The organism is Mucilaginibacter sp. P1_D10, assembly GCF_056406215.1.
This window is the reverse complement of record NZ_JBFUAP010000001.1, coordinates 1-20,943: the sequence shown is the minus strand read 5'-3', so window position 1 is coordinate 20,943 and position 20,943 is coordinate 1. Positions and strand designations below refer to the sequence as shown.

General features: G+C 47.1%; 20 protein-coding genes. 8 read left to right on the top strand and 12 right to left on the bottom strand.

Going from position 1 to position 20,943, the window contains the following annotated elements; genetic code table 11:
• Positions 1-190 precede the first annotated feature (190 nt).
• The 3 genes from AC1DYT_RS00100 to AC1DYT_RS00090 form a co-directional block, all read right to left on the bottom strand.
• Positions 191-1,807 carry a carboxylesterase/lipase family protein gene (locus AC1DYT_RS00100; protein WP_477467651.1) on the bottom strand — a complete coding sequence of 539 codons (1,617 nt, stop codon included), beginning with the start codon at positions 1,805-1,807 and terminating at the stop codon, positions 191-193.
• Positions 1,808-2,280: 473 nt separating this feature from the next.
• Positions 2,281-3,171 (bottom strand): helix-turn-helix domain-containing protein, encoded by an 891-nt coding sequence (locus AC1DYT_RS00095; RefSeq protein ID WP_477467650.1) that lies wholly within the window; start codon positions 3,169-3,171, stop codon positions 2,281-2,283.
• A 144-nt stretch (positions 3,172-3,315) separates the two neighbouring features.
• The gene (locus AC1DYT_RS00090) at positions 3,316-4,134 is read right to left on the bottom strand and encodes an SDR family NAD(P)-dependent oxidoreductase (protein ID WP_477467649.1); all 819 of its coding nucleotides are present in this window, start codon (positions 4,132-4,134) and stop codon (positions 3,316-3,318) included.
• Between the two features lie 166 nt (positions 4,135-4,300).
• Here AC1DYT_RS00090 and AC1DYT_RS00085 point away from each other — a divergent pair, with 166 nt between their 5' ends.
• Both AC1DYT_RS00085 and AC1DYT_RS00080 read left to right on the top strand, forming a co-directional pair.
• The gene (locus AC1DYT_RS00085) at positions 4,301-4,861 is read left to right on the top strand and encodes a hypothetical protein (protein ID WP_477467648.1); all 561 of its coding nucleotides are present in this window, start codon (positions 4,301-4,303) and stop codon (positions 4,859-4,861) included.
• A gap of 114 nt (positions 4,862-4,975) precedes the next feature.
• Entirely contained in the window at positions 4,976-5,374 is a 399-nt protein-coding gene (locus tag AC1DYT_RS00080; protein WP_477467647.1) for a hypothetical protein, read from the top strand.
• Positions 5,375-5,394: 20 nt separating this feature from the next.
• Here the strand turns inward: AC1DYT_RS00080 and AC1DYT_RS00075 are convergent, their stop codons facing one another.
• On the bottom strand, positions 5,395-6,096 hold the full coding sequence (locus AC1DYT_RS00075) for a head GIN domain-containing protein (protein WP_477467646.1): 702 nt from the start codon (positions 6,094-6,096) through the stop codon (positions 5,395-5,397).
• Between the two features lie 347 nt (positions 6,097-6,443).
• On the opposite strand from AC1DYT_RS00075, the gene AC1DYT_RS00070 reads away from it, so the two are divergent.
• Positions 6,444-7,457: a hypothetical protein gene (locus tag AC1DYT_RS00070; protein WP_477467645.1), complete on the top strand. Its 1,014-nt coding sequence runs from the start codon at positions 6,444-6,446 to the stop codon at positions 7,455-7,457.
• 96 nt (positions 7,458-7,553) lie between these two features.
• Positions 7,554-8,492: a sugar phosphate isomerase/epimerase family protein gene (locus AC1DYT_RS00065; protein WP_477467644.1), complete on the top strand. Its 939-nt coding sequence runs from the start codon at positions 7,554-7,556 to the stop codon at positions 8,490-8,492.
• 42 nt (positions 8,493-8,534) lie between these two features.
• Here the strand turns inward: AC1DYT_RS00065 and AC1DYT_RS00060 are convergent, their stop codons facing one another.
• From AC1DYT_RS00060 to AC1DYT_RS00040, 5 genes are all read right to left on the bottom strand, one after another.
• On the bottom strand, positions 8,535-9,146 hold the full coding sequence (locus AC1DYT_RS00060; protein WP_477467643.1) for a hypothetical protein: 612 nt from the start codon (positions 9,144-9,146) through the stop codon (positions 8,535-8,537).
• 18 nt (positions 9,147-9,164) lie between these two features.
• Positions 9,165-9,575, bottom strand: a complete 411-nt coding sequence (locus AC1DYT_RS00055) for a Spx/MgsR family RNA polymerase-binding regulatory protein (protein ID WP_477467642.1) — start codon at positions 9,573-9,575, stop codon at positions 9,165-9,167.
• A gap of 101 nt (positions 9,576-9,676) precedes the next feature.
• Positions 9,677-12,121, bottom strand: coding sequence for a TonB-dependent receptor (locus AC1DYT_RS00050; RefSeq protein WP_477467641.1), 2,445 nt, complete (start codon positions 12,119-12,121; stop codon positions 9,677-9,679).
• Between the two features lie 145 nt (positions 12,122-12,266).
• A complete protein-coding gene (locus tag AC1DYT_RS00045; RefSeq protein ID WP_477467640.1) occupies positions 12,267-13,295 on the bottom strand; it encodes an alpha/beta fold hydrolase in 1,029 nt (342 codons plus the stop codon).
• 50 nt (positions 13,296-13,345) lie between these two features.
• Positions 13,346-13,705 carry a response regulator gene (locus AC1DYT_RS00040; protein ID WP_477461320.1) on the bottom strand — a complete coding sequence of 120 codons (360 nt, stop codon included), beginning with the start codon at positions 13,703-13,705 and terminating at the stop codon, positions 13,346-13,348.
• A 202-nt stretch (positions 13,706-13,907) separates the two neighbouring features.
• Here AC1DYT_RS00040 and AC1DYT_RS00035 point away from each other — a divergent pair, with 202 nt between their 5' ends.
• A complete protein-coding gene (locus AC1DYT_RS00035) occupies positions 13,908-15,761 on the top strand; it encodes an ATP-binding protein (protein WP_477467639.1) in 1,854 nt (617 codons plus the stop codon).
• A gap of 219 nt (positions 15,762-15,980) precedes the next feature.
• Here AC1DYT_RS00035 and AC1DYT_RS00030 read toward each other — a convergent pair whose 3' ends face one another.
• The 3 genes from AC1DYT_RS00030 to AC1DYT_RS00020 form a co-directional block, all read right to left on the bottom strand.
• Positions 15,981-16,289 carry a YMGG-like glycine zipper-containing protein gene (locus tag AC1DYT_RS00030; RefSeq protein ID WP_477467638.1) on the bottom strand — a complete coding sequence of 103 codons (309 nt, stop codon included), beginning with the start codon at positions 16,287-16,289 and terminating at the stop codon, positions 15,981-15,983.
• A 93-nt stretch (positions 16,290-16,382) separates the two neighbouring features.
• Complete coding sequence (locus AC1DYT_RS00025; protein ID WP_477467637.1) at positions 16,383-17,183, bottom strand: alpha/beta fold hydrolase; 801 nt, start codon at positions 17,181-17,183, stop codon at positions 16,383-16,385.
• 12 nt (positions 17,184-17,195) lie between these two features.
• Positions 17,196-18,506: a GntT/GntP/DsdX family permease gene (locus AC1DYT_RS00020; RefSeq protein ID WP_477467636.1), complete on the bottom strand. Its 1,311-nt coding sequence runs from the start codon at positions 18,504-18,506 to the stop codon at positions 17,196-17,198.
• A gap of 105 nt (positions 18,507-18,611) precedes the next feature.
• Between AC1DYT_RS00020 and AC1DYT_RS00015 the strand changes: the two genes are divergently transcribed.
• From AC1DYT_RS00015 to AC1DYT_RS00005, 3 genes are read left to right on the top strand one after another with little or no spacing between them, the layout of a single operon-like run.
• Entirely contained in the window at positions 18,612-19,109 is a 498-nt protein-coding gene (locus AC1DYT_RS00015) for a VOC family protein (RefSeq protein WP_477467635.1), read from the top strand.
• 43 nt (positions 19,110-19,152) lie between these two features.
• Positions 19,153-19,653, top strand: a complete 501-nt coding sequence (locus AC1DYT_RS00010; protein ID WP_477467634.1) for a hypothetical protein — start codon at positions 19,153-19,155, stop codon at positions 19,651-19,653.
• Positions 19,654-19,702: 49 nt separating this feature from the next.
• The gene (locus AC1DYT_RS00005) at positions 19,703-20,659 is read left to right on the top strand and encodes an acetyl-CoA carboxylase carboxyltransferase subunit alpha (RefSeq protein WP_477467633.1); all 957 of its coding nucleotides are present in this window, start codon (positions 19,703-19,705) and stop codon (positions 20,657-20,659) included.
• Positions 20,660-20,943 lie beyond the last annotated feature (284 nt).

Below are 20,943 nucleotides of genomic sequence, written 5' to 3'. Positions count from 1 at the left end.
AAGCAATTGGCCACTTTTATGATGGGGTGTTGAAAAAATTTCAACATGACGACAGTTTTAATTTCTCGCCGCTATTGGTCACAAGCCCAACAGTGGCGGGGGATAAAACAAACGCCGCTGGTCACAAGACCAACGGCGGCGGATGCTGATATTTGATAGACGCGTTTAAGCGAACAATACAATCCTTAACTTAAGACTTTGGCGCGGCAGCTATTTTTAACAGCTCGGCATCGGGATGGTTGCGGACTATGGGCTTAACGTCCAGTATCATTACCGCGCCATTGGCTGTGGTGTAAGCCGGCCATTGCGGCAAGCCGGGTGTATTAGGGTTACCAGTGGCGGCAAAACTGATCCAGGCGCTGCTTATTTTGGCGGCAAGCGCATAGGCATCTTTGCCACCGCCGGTCATTTCTTCGCAGCGTTTGATATTATCAAATTGAAAGGCAATATCCATACAATGCATGGCTTTATACATACCATCGTTTACGGGCGACTGCCAGGTAAAAAGGTACATGTACACCGGCGCCGCGCCTTGTAGTGCTGATTTTTGATCTGCCTGCTTGATGGCTAAGGAACGAAAACCAAATTCTATATCGATATACTCCGAAGGCTTGCTGGTATTTGGATACGCCTGCTTTACGGCCGCCATGTAGGCATCTGTGTTGCTTCCGTATTTCTGCTGCAGCGTTGCTTTTACCTTGTCTATAGTGAGGTCCTTAGGCGTGGGAGCGAAAGCTGCAAATTCATTTTTTGTTGTGCCTACCAACAAGGGTATTTCCCTGGCCAGTTCCATTGCCTTAGCGTCGGCAGGTTGGTAAGGGAACATTTCTCCATCCAGCACGGCATTCCAGCCTGCATTGGCCGGGTGCCCTTCTTTTCTTAATTCGGCACTAACTTTTGCTATCGCTTTTTTGCCCGCTAAATTCAAGGTTTCGTAAGGGATCTTTTGAAGCGAATCTACTTGAGAGGGCTGCAGATGTAATTCGGTAAGCAAGGCTGCCGCTACCCTTTGCGAAACAGTTTTATCTGTGAACGAAGTAACATAGCTGCCGCTTTCAACAATAGCCTTTTGAAACAGGCCCTTTGCCAGGGGCGAATTCATCAGGCAGGTAACTTTCCCTCCCCCGCCGGATTGCCCGAAAATGGTGACATTGTTTGGATCGCCCCCAAATTGGGCAATATTTTCTTTTACCCATTGCAAAGCTGCTACCAGGTCGGCAAGCCCGGCATTACCGGAATTCTTATATTTTTCGCCATAGGCAGAAAGATCGAGAAAGCCTAAAACGTTTAAGCGATGATTTACCGAAACCAAAACAACGTCGCCCTTTTTGGCGAGGTTTTCACCATCGTAAGATGGCAGCTCGATAGATGAGCCGGCGGTAAATCCGCCTCCGTGCAACCAAACCATTACGGGTCGTTTTTTACCGTCGTTTAATTTCTGTGTCCACACGTTTAAGGTTTGGCAATGCTCGTTAGAATAGCCTAAATTATGGTTGAAAGCAAATTCAAAAGGGTCGCTTACGCTTGTAGTAGGGTCTGTTGGGCAAACGGGGCCATAGGTCATTGAGCTGCGTACATCAGTCCAGGGTGTTGGCTTTTGCGGCAGGGTAAAGCGGTCGGCCCTAGCATAAGGGATCCCCTTAAAAGTAAAGATATTATTGTGGATATAGCCCTTTACTTTACCGTACACGGTAGTGGTAACCGCGATATCCGCACCGGCTTTCACGGCGTACTGGGTTTGCGCAAATGTGGTTGTACTGAGCAGGTACAGGCACAATAATGTTGACAGCGTGATCTTTATTCTCATATAGTTTTTTGTTGGTTACAATTTACATTGCGTAAATATAACGTAATGATATTTAAAAACTATCTATATAATAAATTTCTGCCCTTGTTGGTGTTCTCCGCCGTTGTTGGTCCCCGGCTTTTGGCAACAAGTGATGATTAACGTCATCGCATTCCCACACGAGTCTTCCCCACCCCCAAAAGCCCATTAGAATTTATTAGAAACCCACACATAAAAATTACCGAAAACCTGGAAAAAGCTGGAAATTTTAGAGGCGTTTTTGCCCAAAAACAGCGGTTTTTGCCATAATTCCCTGGCCCGAAAAACACCGAAATCCTCCGAAAAACGAAGAAAAACACAGAAAAACGCGGAAAAAAACGCACTAGTATTTGATGTCGTTAGCCGCTGTTCTGCCTGAGTTTTCTATAAAATAAAACTGGACAAGAATCAGATTTTTGGTGTCGTTTCGCGCCCCGGTACTTAGTTCGTCCCGACTAATTCAGCATCTGCTTTTTATAGGTGTTGGGACTGATGCCGGTTTCCTTTTTGAACAGGCGCGAGAAGTACGAGAGGTTCTCGAAACCGAGTTCGTAGGCTATCTCCGATACCGACAGGTCCTCGCCCAGCAGGCGGTTCTTGGCCTCGGAGATGAGGTAGATGTGGATATGCTCCAGCGCGGTTTTGCCGCTTTCCTGTTTCAGCACATCAGTAAGGTAGCCGGGCGATATATTGAGCCTGCTGGCCATTTCCTGCACCGATGGCAGCCCCTTCGCAGCCAGCAAACCAGCTGATACATAATTATTTATCTCCTGGTTAAAACGGGTAACCGTTTTTCCAGAAATCTCGGCCCGGTTGATGAACTGCCGCTTGTAGAACCGCTGAGCGTACTTGAGCATGGTATCTACGTTGGCGAGGATGATTTCGCGGCTGTACTCGTCCTGGTTGTTGTTGTACTCGCCCTCAATGATGCTGTAGAGTTCCCAAACGGTTTTCTCCTCGCGGGGCGAGAGGTGCAGGGCCTCGTTTATCTCGTAATCGAAGTAGTGGTATTTCCTGATCTCGGCGTGCAGGGGGTGCCCGCTCAGGTAGTCCTCGTGCACGAACATCATGAAACCGTCTTCCTCAAACTGGAGGTTCTTCATTTCTATCACCTGCCGCGGTTTGAAAAACATCATGGAGCCGGCTTCATGGTCGTACCGGGTGCGGCCATACAGCACCATGCCCGATTTTATCTTCTTGAAGCCGATCATATAAAAATCGCTGGTGAACTCGCGGTCGCCCATACTGCAGCTGTGGTCACAGCGGTAGGCGCTGAAGAGCGGGCTCTCAGGTGCGGGGAAACCATTCTCGCGGTGCAGTTCGGTGAGGTTCTTATAGTGTTTCATAGCGGGTAAATTAATGTAGCAGAAAAAGCCTCATCCCAACCCTTCTCCAAAGGAGAAGGACTTAAAAACCGGCTCTAAATTAACAAGCCACAAACTACGCAATTTGCATGCACAGCTTGTGGCTCAGGGTGTTAAAATGATTTATTAATGACCGTGGGCAGCTGCAGACACCTCTTTCCAGGCATCGAAATCGGTCTGGCGCGCGGCGTAAACACCGGCCACCATCGGGTAGGCTACCTTACCCAGCAGGAAGTGCAGCGGCGGGTTCGGACTATCTATCAAGGCCAGTACGGCATCGGTGGTTGTTTCCGGGTTACCCCATGCATCTGGCGTGTTGCCTTCGGCAAAGGCTTGTTTTACCGGGGCGTATGCTTCAATGGCTTCGGTTTGCGCAGCCGATGCGCCCGACCAATCGGTAGAGAAACCATTAGGCTCGATGAGGCTTACGTTGATGCCGAAGCCTTTTACCTCTGTTGCCAGGGTTTCGGTTAAACCGTTTACCGCAAATTTGGATGCATTGTAGAGGCCTAAAACCGGCAGGGTCATCAGGCCCAGTACGCTTGATACCTGGATGATATGCCCGCTCTGCTGCTGGCGCATGATAGGCGTTATGGCCTGCGTTACCCAAAGCAGCCCGAAGAAGTTGGTTTCCATCTGCTGGCGGGCCTGCTCTTCGGTAGTTTCTTCTATGGCACCGAATAAGCCGAAGCCTGCGTTGTTGATCAACACATCTATTCGGCCGAAGTGTTCTTTTGCTTTGTTTACCGCGGCAAAGCTGGCGGCACGGTCGGTAACATCCAGTTGGATAGGGAGTACCGCATCGCCGAATTCGGCTACCAGATCATTAAGGCTATCGGTATTGCGGGCGGTTGCGGCAACTTTATCGCCACGTTGTAAAAGGGCTTTGGCCCAAATTTTACCGAAACCACGCGAGGCACCGGTAATAAAGATTATTTTTGACATTGCTTGTTTTGTTATTTGTTGATAACAAAGGTATGGCGACCGTCCGGGGAGGATTTATACAAAACACGGGATGTTTAGCACAGATGCAGGGAAGGAATGTTTTAACGAACGCGAGGCACGCGCGCACGAGCGAAATGGGACTAAAACGCCAACTAAAATTATTTAAATGAGCAAAGGAAAGAGTAAGAAACTTACCCCAAAAGAGTTTTTGCTGTGTACAGTTGTAGTAGGGCTGATTTTTGTGTTTGCGTACACTACAGATAGGATAATAAACTACCCTTACTATTTGTGGTATTATCCGACAATCGCATTTTCGGTTATCTTTTTTTGTATCAAACTAAAGGCAAACCTGGTTGCGGCGGGAAATTTTAAATCCCTAATCGACAAAGCGCTTTTCTTTATTTTTAGAGTATTAATTTATCTCGGATGGTCCATTTGCCTTGTAGCCATATTGCTTATACCGTTTAATTACTATAATATCAACTATGCCGACCGAAACCCCAGCAGGGAATATAACTGCACAATCGTTGGGGTGGATAACAAATCCCGAAGTCCTGGCATAAATTACATTTTTAGAAATAAAATTAATTTGATTAACACCAGCATACCAGAACTGGATGAGATGGATACTCCGGAAAAGTATGAGCAGTATTATCTTGTGGTAACAGCAAAGGAATCGCTATTAGGCACCTACATATTGAAAAGCTGGGAGTTAAGGCATAAATAAGTTTCGCCGCGAGTACTTGTGGCAGCAGGGGGATAAAACAAATCCTTATTTTGTAGCATGAAAAAGCCCATGCCCTATGATTTCCTGCTGATTACCTTCCACGCAATATAATAAGTGGTACCGGCCATTGGGATGTTCTATATCTATCTGGATAAAAAGATCGTGTTGATCTTCCGGAAAACCGGGAAAAACCCGCAGCATAACGGTGTTTGGATATCTACAAAACGCGAACACCACGCCAGCCTGAAAGCGGAGGTACCGGCCATAACCGATTTTGAATTTGACGAGGGTTTTGATACTGTCTGGCTATTGCTGAGCGATACCCGTGATGATTTTGAAAGCGCCGCAGAAGCGGTATGCGAACTTGTTTGGAAAAGGGATGAAAGGATTGGGAAGGTGACACCTAAGAGGGCATCGATTGCTGAGCGAAATTCTTCAGTCAGGCGAGATGCCAGTTTACAATGGGCGATTAGCAGTTTTAACCAACCGCCCAAAGCGTTATCATTTAATTGACGAAGGTTCCTTCCCTCCCATTAATCGGCTTTCTCGATCCTGCCCGAGCCGGAATGGCTTTCGTTAATGATTTTTGCATTGCCCGAATATTGTAAACTACCCGACCCGGATATACGTGCCGAAACGGACTGGTTTGCTGTGATGCGGATACTGCCCGAGCCGGAAATGGAGGCATCTACGGTGTTTACCTGCAACGCCTTTGCGTTTACTTCGCCCGAGCCTGATACACTGATGCGGGTATTGTTGCCGCTACCGCTTAATTTGGCATTGCCTGATCCGCTTACCCCGATCAGGATGCTTTCGGCCTTTACTGCCGCAGTTAGGTTGCCCGATCCACTTACTTCTATTTTGGCGCGCTGCCCGGTTATGGTACCGACAGCCAGTACCGCATTGCCCGAGCCGCCGCTGCCCAGATAGTTTAAACTTTTTGCCGAGATATAAATATTGGCGCGTTTAATGTCGCGGTGTTTTTTCCAGCCGTCTTTTAGTTCTATCTTCAATACGCCGTCTTTTACTTTTGTTATTACGTCTTTTTCGGCATCGGCATCTACATCGAGGGTTAAGCTTTCGGTACCGTCTATTTTGATGGTTACGTTAAACGGGCCGTTGCATTCGATGCCAGTATAGCCGGATACTGGCCGTGTGGTTGTTTGCGCTGTAGCGTTTGTAAACATAAAGGACACGCAAACGAGCGTTAAGATGGCGGAGAGGTGCTTTTTCATACAGGTAATTTTTGATAATGTATTTTAATGATTGGTTACGCTAACGTAATCAATTGATGTGCCTTTTTTACATATAGCTTAATTACAGATACTTGTGTTATTTGTGATGGTAAGGATTGCCCGTTTTTGGTACAGCGGGTGGGCGGAAATGGGCGGGTTAGTGAATGGGGAGTGGTTGTATGATGGATTACCGCAAGGCACTTTCAAAGATACATGCGGAGACGTGTACGGTAGCACCTTATGTGGAAATAAACTTATCTTTAAAGCCAGTGCCTTACGGCAGGGAATAAACCCCCAGCGCGCTGCATTCGTTCGATGATTATGATACCCTAACTGCCCTTTATCTCATGAAGAAGATTCACTTAACCTTAGCTACAGCATTTATTACAGTTCAGTTTTCTTTTGCTCAAAACACATTCCCTCCATCGGGCAATACGGGTATCGGCACCGGCAAGCCGGCATATCCGCTACAGGTTAACGGAATAGCAACTTTTACCGATGGCACCCCTATTGGTGTTGGTGCGCTTGGCATCCCAGCAGCAATTTTGGGTAGCCAGGCAATTTTTTCTACCACCGCCAGCGATAAGTTTAAGATCGCAAATTTTAATTATGCCGAGCAAAAAGCCGCAACAATTGGCTCAATACAAGGTACAGAGGGCTTTGTGGCAGTATCGCACCCATCGGGCACGGTAAACCTGGCTTTGGGCACCATAGGCAATGTGCAACTTAATAGCACCCAAACCTTGACCAGCGCCATTAGTGTACAAGGCGGCGGTAACACCAGCCTGCCGGGCACTATCAACAGTTGGAAGATCTTCCGCGCCGGCATAGGCAATACAGGCGCGGCTAAAATAGCCAATGCATATGGGCTGTATGTAAATACTTTCCCCGTTGGGGTGGGCAATAAGTATGGTGTGTACGTGGAGGATAGCAGCGCAAACAATTTTTTCGCGGGGAACGTTGGGATAGGCATATCAAACCCTTCAGATAAATTGTCGGTTGGCGGCACTATCCGTGCGAATGATGTTAAAGTGGATTTGGATTTGAGAAGCGATGTTTTAAAACCGGGTTATATATTAACTCCTCTATTGAAGCTCAGAGCTTATATCAATCGGGCACACAGCCTGCCGCAAATGCCCGTGGCGGGCAGCAACACTAACGATGGTGTAAGCCTTGTTGAGATGAATAACCTGCTACTTCAAAAAGTAGAAGAACTCACTTTATACCTGCTTGAGAAAGATAAACAGATAAAAGAGCTGGAAGAAAAACAACAGGCTCAGGACCAGCTCAGCCAAAAAATGTTGAAACAACTTATACAGATACAAAATCAACTGAATAGTAATAAGAAACTGAAACCGTGAGGGAGGCCCTTCCTGTTTTTTGCTTACCTTTAAAAAGCAGATGCCCCTAAAGCAACGCCCTCCTTTAGCCAATCTATTTTTCATTAAAAACCATTTATGACAAGCTCCTACTCGCGCCGTAAATTTTTGCAAACTTCATCGCTGCTGGTAGCAGGAGCCGCCGTCGCATCCTCATTTACTTTAAAAAAAGATAAACCGCTGCTCAGCTTCTCTACCCTGGGTTGCCCGGATTGGCCTTTCGCTCAAATCGTCGATTTTGCTGCGCTGCATGGCTACAGCGGATTGGAGCTACGCGGCATCCTGCGGGAAATGGATTTGACGAAAGTTAAAGAGTTAGCCACCCCCGAAAGCCGGAAAGACACCCTGCAATTGATGAAAGATAAGGGACTGCGCTTTGTCGACCTCGGCTCATCCTGCACGCTGCATTTTGCCGATGGTGCCGAGCGACAGAAGAATTTGGACGAGGGGAAACGCTTTATAGATTTGGCGCAACAACTGGATTGCCCTTTTATACGGGTGTTCCCCAATAACTTCCCTAAGGAACAGGATAAGGCGGCTACTATGGACTTAATGGTAAAAGGCCTGCTGGAACTGGCCGACCATGCCAAAGGCAGCAAAGTAAGCGCACTGATAGAATCGCATGGCGACCTGGTGCATAGTGCCGACCTGGAGACGGTAATGAAAGCTGCCAAACACCCCAACGCAGGGCTAATATGGGATGTGGTGAATATGTGGTCTGTAACGCAGGAGCCACCCGCCGAGGCTTATAAAGTATTGCAGCCCTACATCAGGCATACGCACATCAAGGATGCGAAGATACTGAAGGGTGACAATGTGAAAAAAGGAGAGAACCTGCAATATGTACTGCTTGGTCAAGGTGATACTCCTATTTTAGAGGCCGTTGATATCCTGAAGAAAGGCGGCTACAAAGGCTACTACAGTTTTGAATGGGAAAAACTCTGGCACGCTGAGCTAGGCGACCCGGCAATTGCTATTGCCGATTATGCTAAAGTGATGAAGGAGAGGTTGGGGTAAGGTGAGGCATAGTCGTATTAACGCAGTTTTTATTTGAGAGTGTTAAAGCAAATCATCAACTACCGTTAATAACTCGTTTGCTTTTTCTAAATCGTAATAGGTGTTTACAACTTGCACATACATATTCCGGTAACCCATTTCTCCCAAATCGTAAAAATTTGATACAGCTTTGCCATCATTAATAAAAAGGCGCATGGTGCATTTTATTTTTATCAAGTCCTGGTGGTTTAATTTCATGGTCTCCAAATGCCTTACCTCATCATAAACACATTTCTCATCGTAAAAATTTTCAGTAAATGGGCTTTGTTTAAACCATGGAGTCAGCGCACTCCAATTTTTTGCTTTAAGCATCCCGCGATAGCTTTTAAAAATTGGCGGGGTATAGTCGTGTGCCGGGTTTTCGCCCCAAAGTTTCCAGGCGTATTTCCCTCTGGTAGCCGGATATTTGCCCATTGGCATCGGGAATAACAAAAGTCCGGAGGATACGATGTCATCAATAGGAATATCTACACTGAGTTCATTCACGCTATAGTTATATACCTTTACCAACATGCCATCGAATTCAGAAATCTCAGAAAAATCCGAGATTTCGGCAAATAGGAACCCGTAGCCAAAATCTAAAGGAATAGCATATATTTTCCCCGAATAACTCATTTGATGTTAGGTTTATACTTACAACAACCCCTTACTATAAACCCCCTCATCAAACCCAAAAAACAAAAAGCCATCCTTTTCTATCACCGGGCGTTTTATCATGCTGGTTTTTTCTTTCAGCAGGACAATGGCATCTTCCTTGGTTTTGATGCCATCTTTTACTTCCGGGTCCAGTTGTTTGTAGGTGGTGCCCTGTTTGTTCAGGAACTTTTCGTAGCCGGCTTTGGCATCCCATTCGTGTAGCTTTTCGGCGCTTATGCCCAGCTTCTTAAAATCGTGGAATTCGTAGGGTACTTTGTTGGCCTTTAGCCAGTCGAGCGCTTTTTTTACTGTGTTGCAGTTGGTGATGCCGTAAACTTTCATGGGGGTAAAGGTAAGGAAATGTCTGAACTCGAATTTTTCGCAGTTTGTTATTTTAATGATGCTCAAGAGGGCTCCGCCGTTTTAAGGAATTTAAAGAATTTTTCGAATTAGGAGCGCCTCTCTCCTGTAAATTCTTTTAATTCGACAAATTCGAGTTCAGACAAATTCTAATTCGACGGCGCACTCTTTCCTTGCGTATCGTCATTATTAATACCGCGCTGGTTCTTTTTGATGTTAGCGTTCAGCTTGCCAAATTTGTAATTGATGCGAATGGCAAAGCTGCGGTAGCGGTTGCTGAAGAACGACGACTGCTCAAAATCGGGCGTGGTGGTGTACGATTTAAAGGTACGGAACTTAGCGTAAGGGTTATTGGCCACCGCCGATATGGTGAGCGTTTTCTTGAAGAATTCCTTACCCAGCACATACGATGAGAAGATGCCGCTGCCATTTTTGCCTTGCAGCATTACATTGCTGCTGAAATAGCCTGCATCTATACCGAAGCGGTAGCCGCTCTCCCATTTATAGCCCAGATTGGTGAACACATTGCCGGTGAAGCCATCGTTTTTATAAAACTGGCCATTGTAAGTACCCTTTAACCAAACATGGCTAATGCGCGCATTCAGGCTGAACGATAGGCGCTTGCTTAGTTGGTAATTGCTATTGAGGTTTAAGCCCAGCGTGCGGTTGCTGCCCAGGTTTTGGTAAGTGGTGGTGGTAACCGTATCGGGGTGCGCGGTGCCGGCATTTTCGATATCGATATTGGTGACATTCTGGATAGAATTATTAGAGAACGCATAGCTTAAGCTGGCATTGATAGAGCCTTTAGAGAAATTGCTGTACGTGAGTTCGAAGGTATTGTTCAGTTCGGGGCGCAAGTCGGGGTTACCTGTGTTGATGAACTTGGGGTTGCTGCGATCCACGAATGGGTTAAGCTGGTATATGCCCGGGCGTTGTATGCGCTGAGTAAAGCCAAGGCTTACGCTGCTTTTGCTAAAGCTGCGCTGTACCGATATAGATGGGATAAGGTTGTTATAACCTTTATCCAGCGGCGTGCCCGAAAAATCGGCGTTCACCTCTGTGCGCTCCAGCCTGGCTCCAAATTTGGCGGTAAATTTGGTGAACTTTAACTGGTAAGAGTTGTAAAAGCTATATACATCCTGGTGGTAGTTGAAGATGTTGGTTTGGGCATCGTTAATAACATATTGGCTGCTCACCGGGTCGAAATCCTCGCGGCGGAAATCACTAAAATTATTACGCAGGATAGCCTTCGCGCCGGCCTCTATGCTCACTTTTTTGACGGGGTAAGCATAATCCAGTTGAAAGGTGTGTTCGCGGTTACCCGCCTCGTTGTACTGGCGGTAGTTGGGCTGCAGGGCTTCTGCATAATTTAGGCGGTTGCTGAATAAGTTGTCGGCAAATATAGTACCGGGCCCGTAGCTGTATTTATAACTTAGGGTAAGCAATTCGTCTTTATGGCCCTTGAACCCAAGTTGGTAGTTTACGCTCAGGTCCATACCACGATCGTGGTTGTACCCATCTGATGCTAAATTGTAGCCTTGCATAAGCGCGCCTGCACTATTGGTTTGGGCAGATAGCTGGGTGCTACTCTGGTCGAAATCGCCCTGAAACATTTGATACGAACCTGTGATGAGATTAAGCGAATCTATCTCATAGCTCAACTCGGCATTGGCGTATTTAAAGTGGCCGCCAAAGGTATTTTCTCCGTTTTGCTGTATGGTAGTATTCTGCGCAAAAAAGGTTTGCGAAGTGCTGAATGGGTTGCTGTTATGCCCGTTGCTGCCTATCCCCCCAAAAAGCGACAACCCGAGTTTGCCCTGTTTTACCGTTCCGTTTAAGTTGATAGCCGGCCCGAATACACTGTTGATGCGCGAGTTGAGGCTGCCATTGTACCCCTGGTCGCCATTTCTTTTGGTGATGATATTGATGATGCCTGCCAATCCCTCAGCATCGTATTTGGCCGGAGGGGTGGTTATCACTTCTATCCTTTCGATATTGGTGGCGGGCATAGCCTTCAGCACATCAGATGGATTCCGGGCCATCAATGCCGATTCTTTACCGTTGATTAATATCTTGTAGTTGCCGCTGCCTTTTAGTTGTATCTTATCGTCGGCATCAACAGATAACATCGGCACTTTGCGCATCATATCAAGAGCCGATAATGCCTTACTCTCCGGGTCGGCCAGCACATCGTAGCTTATGCGGTCAACCTCTTGTTTCATTAAGGGGCGGGCTGCGGTTACGGTTACCTCGTTAAGTTGTTTGTTGCCTGATGATAACATGAGTTTCCCAAGGTCGATGCTAGCATCGCCCTTTATATCTATTATTTTGCTGCGGTAGCCCATAGATACGATGGTAAGCTTATAGGCCTTTGCCGGCAGGTTGGTTAAGGAGAAGGTACCGTCGTCTTTAGTCAGGGTGCTTTTTACGGGTGCGTTGGTAGCTGCGTCAGATAGCGCGATTGTGGCGTAATCTAATGGTTTATTTGCGGCAGAATCTATCACCATGCCTTTAATGGCAATAGGCGCGGTGCTTTGCGCAAAAGACAAAGTGCAGCTTAAACTGGCTATGGCGGCAAGTAAAAATATTCTCATTGTAATAGTTTTGGTTTACAAGACGCACAAAGCTATAGCGCCGTTGCACCAAAAAATGCCATTTAACATCTTTTAACTAAATTTCTAGGTAACAGTTTTGATACAAGGTCGCTCATGGGCAAACAAGGCTGGATCCGGGTGATTATTATAAGCCCATTTTCACGAAATTATTGATGGCGATAAGCAATTTCCTGCGCCCGTTGCCGCTATAGTCTAAAAAAACGAAGTGGCCACCGGTAATAGTCAGCTTCTTTTTTGGCGCGTTTGCAAGTTCATCATAAAAAGTATCCACGTCTATCGGCCGCGACCAAAAGTCTTTGTCGCTACGGATAATTAGTGTGGGTACCGTGATATCCTTCGCATCCCAATATTTTCGGCCGCCGGCCATATAAAAGCTTTCTTTACGAAACCCTCCCGGCGTTTTAAGCAAATGCTCATCGTTAAAACTCACTGCGCTTTTGGCAAAGGCTTGTATGGTGGCAGAATCTGCCTTGCTGATGGTGTCGGCCTCTGCCAACCCCGTCTTCCAGATATCGGCTACTGCCTGCTCGTCGGATTGGCGATAAGCGGAAATGCTATTACTGAATTTAGAGGAATCGGCAGCATCTGCAAACGCTTCGTTAAATGCCCAGGGAGCTTTTACGCCGTATAGGCTATTGAGTACGATAAGGTTGGCTACTTTGTCGTTATGTAGGGTAGTATAGTAAGCCGCCCAATGCCCGCCCGCAGCCCAGCCAAACAGGTTTATTTTACCGGCGGGGTTGCCTTGCAACACATAATTCACTACGGCGTCTATGTCAGAAGCCGCTTCCTGGCAGCTGCCCGCAACCAGGGAGGTATCGGCAAGGTTGTAAGCCGGCGCTGTAGAACGTTCCCAGCCGCGTATGTTCATCAGATAAACGGTAAAACCACCAAGTGCGAGCGATTTGGCGAACGAGGCATCCTCTAAATTCAAATCGAAAGAGGTGGTAGCTCCCGTGCCACCATGTATCAGCAACAGTGGCAGTTTACGGCGCGACGAGTAGGTAGTTTCTACAATTTTGCGCACCTGCAACTGCAACGGACCGTTGGTTACAAAAAAATCGGTAGTTGTATAGTTGCTTTGGCCCGATGCCGGGCTTAAGGTAAACAGCAACACGCAGGTAAGCGCTAACGCATAAAATTTGCTAAGCATAATACAGCTTAAACTTTAATAGGACTTTTTAATTATGGGCGACGGGAAATTTACGAGATAAGGTTGTTTACTTTTTCTACCAGCTCGGTAAGGTCGAACGGTTTGTTGATAATGGCATCGCAGCCATAGCGCAAAAGTTCGGCATCGCGGTTGATGTAGGCAGAAAAAATTATAACAGGCACGTTGCCGAATTTGGGATGCGCTTTTATCTGACGGCAAAGCTCGCCGCCGTTAGTGCCCGCTACACGGTAATCCAATATCACCAGGTCGGGTTTAAATTCTTCAACCAAAGGCATTACCTCTTCGCTTTCGCCGGTACTCCTTACCTCAAAATTTTCGTAAGTGAGGGTTTCATGCACTATGTCCAGAATGTCCTGGTTGTCGTCTAATACTAAAATACGCTTTACCATAAAAGATGTTTAATAAACTACAAAAAGCCAAAAATGGTATTCAAGTATATGATTTTTTTTAACGCTGCATTCAAAAACTACAGATAGCGCAAATATTCGGGGGAAAGGCTGTTCAAAAATAGCATAATTATTTTACATAGTTTAAAAGAATATGAAACGGGGTGTTTCTTATTAATTGTATTATTATTGTTATATATAAACCGTGGAAACAAACTCAAGCCAAGCTGGCAATTTAAACCAGCAAAATTTTTCTGATTTAATAGCACAAGCCCCTGTAGCTATAGGTGTTTTGCGCGGTTTCGAACTGGTTATCGAACTGGCCAACGAACAAATGTTGCAAGTATGGGGCAAGGGCCGCGAGGTTATAGGGATGCCCCTTAGCCAGGGCCTGCCCGAAATTGTGGGTCAGCCGTTCATCAGTATCCTGCAGGGTGTTTATGATACGGGTGTTACCTACTACGGTTATGAAGCCAGCGTATTTTTAGTACGCAATAATGTAAAGGGCCAATACTATTTCAACTTTGTTTATCAGCCCATAACGGCACCCGGCGAAGGTATAACGGGCATTATGGTGATAGCAACCGATGTTACCGAGCAAGTAAACTCGCGCCGGAAGCTGCAGGATGCAGAAGAGCGCTTGCGCCTGGCTGCCGAAGCTACCGGCCTGGGCACTTTCGATCTGGATTTGCAAAGCGGGACCATCATACACTCTCCGCGGCTGGCTGCTATATTCGGCAGGGATAGCTCGCAAACTATCGCCCATAGCGAATTGCGCCAGATAATACTACCTGCCGACCTGCACATCCTGATAAAAGCTTTTGATGAAGCCCTGCTTACGGGTATTTATTTTTACGAGGCGAGGGTGGTTTGGCTGGATGCTACTATACATTGGATACGCACTACCGGCAAAATACTTTATAACGATACCGGCGTGCCGGTGCGCATGCTGGGAACCGTGCAGGACATAAGCGAGCAAAAGCGCATTATGCAGGACCTGAGCAAAAGCGAAGAAAACCTAAGGTTGGCTACGCAGGCAGCGGAGCTGGGCACCTTTGATATGGACCTGATGAACCAAAGCCTGATTTGGGACAACCGCTGCCGCGAATTGTTCGGCATAGATGACAGCGGGCCTCTAAGTTACGAAACGTCCTTTTTATTAGGGCTGCATCCCGACGACCGCCAAAAAACCGACGATGCGGTTACCCACGCCTTCAACAAAGGGCTTAGCAACGGCGAGTACGATGTAGAGTATCGCACTATAGGAATAACCGATAAACGCCTGCGCTGGGTGCGGGCAAAGGGCAAAGTAATGTTTACCGACGAGGAAGTGCCTTACCGCTTCATTGGCACTGTGCTGGATATTACCGAAAGCAAACAGGACGAGATACGCAAGAACGATTTTATTGCCATGGCCAGCCACGAATTGAAAACGCCGCTTACCTCGCTAAAAGCATATATACAAGTACTACTCTCTAAAGCGGTAACCGCCGGCGATGCCTTTCTGATAAATGCCTTGCAGAAATCAGAAAACCAGGTAAACAAAATGACCAAGCTTATCTACGGTTTCCTGGACCTTTCCAAGCTCGAATCGGGTAAATTAACATTGGACAAAAGCGAAACCGACATCAACAGCCTGATAGAAGAGGTGGTGGCCGATTACAGGCCCATTGCCGCAAGCCATATCATTACGTTTGAGGGAGGGCCACTGGTTACTTTAGAGGCCGACCGTGAAAAGATTGGGCAGGTAATCAATAACCTCATTAGCAATGCGGTAAAATATTCGCCCAAAAACACAGCAGTAAAGGTATCGATACAAACACAGGAAGGGCGGGTAAAAGTATCTGTGCAGGATCGGGGCATTGGCATTAAGCTAAAAGATCAGCAAAATATCTTCAAACGCTTTTACCGGGTAGAGGACGAAAGCACCAAGGGATTCAGCGGTTTCGGCATTGGGCTTTACCTATGCGCCGAGATAGTAGAACTGCATCATGGCAAAATAGGCGTAGAAAGCCAGGAAGGGCAGGGAGCCGAGTTCTATTTTGTATTGCCGGTGTAACTTCTCCCTTCTCTCATCGTCGTTTCGAGGAACGGCGCGGGAAACGTGCGGCGACACGACGTGGCAATCCTCGCCAAGCAGAGTCCACTATGCAAAGACGATTTCCCTGCCGATGATTGCCATGCTATCGCTCGCAAAGAGGATAGATAGTTGAAGGCCGGGCACCAAAAAAAGCCCACGGCCAATCGCCGTGGGCTTCCCTGCGTAAAACCACCTTAATTAATATGGGTATGCTTTGCCCGGATGCGCAGCTTTCCATGCCCTGCGGCGTTGTAGCCACGCGGCATGTTTCTTTTTCTGTTCGCGCCTCCGTGCTTCGTTACCAATAATGTAACCGCCACCTGCACCAATGGCACCGCCTATTACGGCACCCTTAACATTGTGACCTATTAAAGCGCCGGCAACTGCACCGCCTGCACCGCCTATAATAGCGCCCTTACCTTGTTTGCTTATTTGGGCCTTGGCATTCATGCTTAAACCTGAGGTTAATGCCATAATTAGGCCGCCGTATATGAATATCTTTTTCATGGTGATAGTATCTAAATATGGCTTGCTATTACAAATAGCAGGCCACGCGGTTTACATACTATGGAGTGCTTAAAACGGCTATAGTTTAATGCTCTATTGCAGGAAATGGATAATTGCTTCAGAAAACTGTATAGTTTTCCCTGCATTATTATGGTCGCCGGGTACGGCAGCCATCTGCGCATGCGGTATCAGTTTCTTCAAATCGGCAACGTCGCCATTGGTGGTGTCCTCGGTGCCATCTATCAATAGTACCGGTATCTTCAACTTTGCCAGTTCGGCAGGGCTGGTACTGGGTTGATGCTTTTGCTGCAGGGCCAACGCCACTTTATCAAAGGGGTTCTTGTTTATCCATACCATCATATCATCAACATCGTGCAGGGTGGTATCGCCCTCCAGGGCTTTCCAGGCGTGTATGCGGCGTTGCCAGTTGGGGTTGGTATAATCGGCTCCCATGCCGCCCATTACGGCCTTCTGCACGCGTTTATCCAGCACCATCACCCGCGAGGTAATGATAGAGCCGCGCGAGTAACCAATAACATCATACTTTTTTATGCCGAGACTGGTTACAAGGCCTATTACGTCCTTTGCCTCAGCATCATTGCTATATCCGGCATCGGTATGTGGCTTATCAGAGCGGCCATTTCCGCGCATATCCAGTATAATTACCTTGTAGCCCAGCTTTAGCAGGTTATCGTATAACAGGCCGTTCTTCCATCCTTGCGCTGTGCCGGTGAAGCCGTGCAGCATCACCACCGGGAACCCCTCCCCTTTTACTTCATAATAAATTTTGGTGCCATCGAACGATGTGTAATAGCTGCCATCGTCAGCTATTGCCTGTGCATATATTTTTGTGCCGAATGCCAGGCAAAGGGCCAGGATTATTATCTTTTTCATTATTGATGGTTTTTAAACGAATACATTCAATAGCAACACACCCGCCAGCCCCACAACCGATACCACCGTTTCCATTACACTCCAGGACAAGAACGTATCCTTTATAGTAAGGTTGAAATACTCTTTGTATAGCCAAAAACCCGAATCGTTTACGTGCGAAAAGGCCAGGCTACCCGCCCCTATAGATAATACCATAAGGTTGGGGTTGATGCTGGGGTCTTTTATCAGCATGGCCGATACAATGCCCGCTGCCGTAAGGCCCGCCACCGTGGCCGAACCCAGGCTCACGCGGATGATAGCCGCTATAAGCCAGCCCAGGAACAACGGTTGTAGGTTGAAAGATTTAAGTCCGTCTGCAATCTGGCTGCTTACACCGGCATCCGTAAGTACTTGTTTAAATGCCCCCGAACCACCGATGATGAGCAGGATAAGCGAAATATCCTTTATAGCATCGGTATAAATGCCGGCCAGCTGGCCCATATCCTTTTTTTGTTTTGTGCCGAGGGTGTAAGTTGCCACAACGAGAGCGATAAGCATCACGATGGGCGGGTCGCCTATAAAGGCTATAACTTTGTGCAGGTAGTCTTTATTATCTCCAATGAAAGGGAACGCGGCTGTAATGCCCAACAATAATACGGGCAGCAGGGCAGCAAAAAAACTATTGGCGGCACTTGGCAGTTTTTCCTGCGGTATTTCTTCGGCACGGAAAGTAGCCAATGGTTCCGAAGGGATATTTTTAAGGAACTGCGACAATACCGGGCCAGCCACTATAATAGCAGGGATGCCTACTATAAGGCCGTATAATAGCGTAACCCCCATATTGGCATGGAACAGTACCACCAATGCCGATGGCGAGGGGTGCGGTGGCAAAAAGCCATGCGTAACAGACAATGCCGAAAGCATAGGCAAGCCAATGTAAACTGCCGGTAATTTATACTTATAAGTAATCGAAAATATCAAAGGCACCATCAATACGAAACCGATGCCATAAAACAAGGGGATACCTACCACAAAGGCGGCAGCTACCAAGGCCAACTGTATATATTTTGTTCCGAATGCGCTTACCAGCACCTCGGCAATTTTTTGCGCGGCACCGCTGGTGGCCACCAGCTTGCCCAGCATAGCGCCAAGGCAAATGATAATGGCCAACTGCCCTAAAGTATCTCCCAGGCCTTTTTGTACCGATGCGTTTATCTTATTCAACGGAATGCCAAGGCAAAGCCCGGCAGTAATAGATACGATAAGGAAAGCCAAAAACGGGTTTACTTTAGCCCAGCTTACCAGCAATATGAGCAGCACGATGCAAAAAAATATGACCAGCATGGATAAATGGTTATTAACAGGTGCATCTAAAGTAACAACATTTATGTAAAAGATGAACAAGGCCTTTTATTTTAGACAGATATTATTAGGTATCTTTAGCTTAACATGAAAAAAGCATTCATCACCCTCGGCTTTGTGGCGTCGTTTGCCATGGGCTGGGCCTTTAAATCGGTAAAACAAAACAACAGCAATAAGAAAGCTACCGGTATCGGCGGCATCTTCTTTAAATGCAAAGACCCGCAGAGAATGCGCGATTGGTACAGCAAGAACCTGGGCCTGCATACCGATAAATATGGCACCAGCTTTGCCTGGTATCAGGGCGGCGACAGCAGCAAGCGCGGGTACACGCAATGGAGCCCGTTCTCCGAAAAAACCAAATACTTCGCCCCATCGGCCAAAGATTTCATGATCAACTACCGGGTAGAAGATTTAGAGGGCTTGCTGAAGCAACTGCGTGCCGATAGCGTAACGATAACCGACCAAGTGGAAACAGCTGCATATGGCAAATTTGTGCATATTATGGACCCGGAAGGCAATAAGATAGAATTATGGGAACCCAATGATGCCGAATACCATAAAATAGCCGTAGCGGTAACCCAATAACGGAGCTGCTATGGGCACTAACCTTTTAAACATATCTACAATTATGCAAAGGATATCTTCCTTATTATTCTTCCTGATGATGGGCACCACCGCCGCCTCGGCGCAAACTCCGGATAGTCTGCTGAAACCCTCGCCTGTAAAAACCATCAGTAACAGCCAATATGATGCGCTGATGAAAGGCCAGGATTTGTACCAGATGAGCCTGGTTGCCGATCTGAATGGTTACCCGTCTGCGCAAAAGGCTTTAAAATACAAGAAAGAGCTCGGCCTTAGTCGCGCCCAAATCGCTGCCTTAACCAAAATAAACACTGAGTTACAGCGTAAGAAAATAGAAATGGGCGGCTTTATCGTAGCCAACGAAGCCAAGTTGGATGGCCTGTTCCAGTCGAAAAAGGTGAATGACGGGGATATACTATTCTTTGCCAACCGCTACGGATTGTACCTTGGCGAACTGCGCATAGCCATTTTAACGGCGGCTTATAATACCCGGCTGCAGCTTGCGCCGTCGCAAATAGAAAAGCTCAAATCATTCAAAAATGAATAATTGATGATATGCCGTTTGATTTTTTTAATTTAGCAGCTCAATAAATCGTATGAAGATTACATTTGATTTTGAAAAACCGCTGGCAGAGCTTCAGGGGCAGATAGAAAAGGTGCAGCAGGTGGAAGAGAAGAACAAGCTGGATATGAGCGCCACCATTGCCGAACTGGAAGCCAAACTGGAAGCCGCCAAGAAAGAAATATATAGCAACCTTAGCGGTTGGCAAAAGGTGCAGATATCGCGCCACCCCGAACGTCCTTACACCCTGCAATACATAGAGCTGATGTGCGATGATTTCATCGAGATGCATGGCGACCGTACCGTGGGCGACGATAAGGCCATCATCGGCGGCTTTGGCACTTTAAACGGCCAAACCGTAATGTTCATTGGCCACCAAAAGGGCCGCAACACCAAAGAGCGCCAGTACCGCAACTTTGGCATGGCGAATCCTGAGGGTTACCGCAAAGCCTTAAGACTGATGAAAATGGCCGAAAAATTCGGCAAGCCGGTAGTTACCCTGATAGATACCCCCGGCGCATTCCCAGGCCTGGAAGCGGAAGAACGCGGACAGGGCGAAGCCATAGCCCGCAACTTGCTGGAAATGGCCGTACTGAAAGTACCGGTTATATGCGTAGTTATAGGCGAAGGCGCATCGGGCGGTGCATTGGGTATAGGCATAGGCGATAAAGTAATGATGCTGGATAATAGCTGGTACTCGGTTATTTCGCCGGAGAACTGCTCTACCATCCTGTTCAAAACCTGGGAACACAAGGAGCGTGCAGCAGAAATGCTGAAGCTTACCTCAACCGAGATGCTGAAAAACAAACTTATCGACGGCGTGATGAAAGAACCTCTGGGCGGTGCCCATCAGGATCCGGTTGCTATGGCAGCTACCCTAAAAAAACAACTCCTGAAAGACCTAAAGGTACTTGGCGAACGCAACGTAGATGAACTGGTTGCCGAACGTATAGACAAGTTCTGCAACATGGGCGTAGTGATAGAGGCGTAATTATAGGGACAGGAATCGAGAGCCAAGAATTAAGAGGAAAAATCGAAGGACAACATACAAGACAAGGAAGCGGCGTTAAGCCGCTTTTTTTGTTGCCCTTAGTTGAGGTGATAATTTCTATTCCACTGTAAAAAGCCCATCGAGTAGGAAAGTAGGGATTAGTTCCCTACTTGTCCTCTCACACCACCGTACGTGCCGTTCGGCATACGGCGGTTCATTAAACAGTAACAGTCTTAAGTGGGGTTGAGATGTCTTTGAGACTTACAAAGCCCATTTTCTTTATG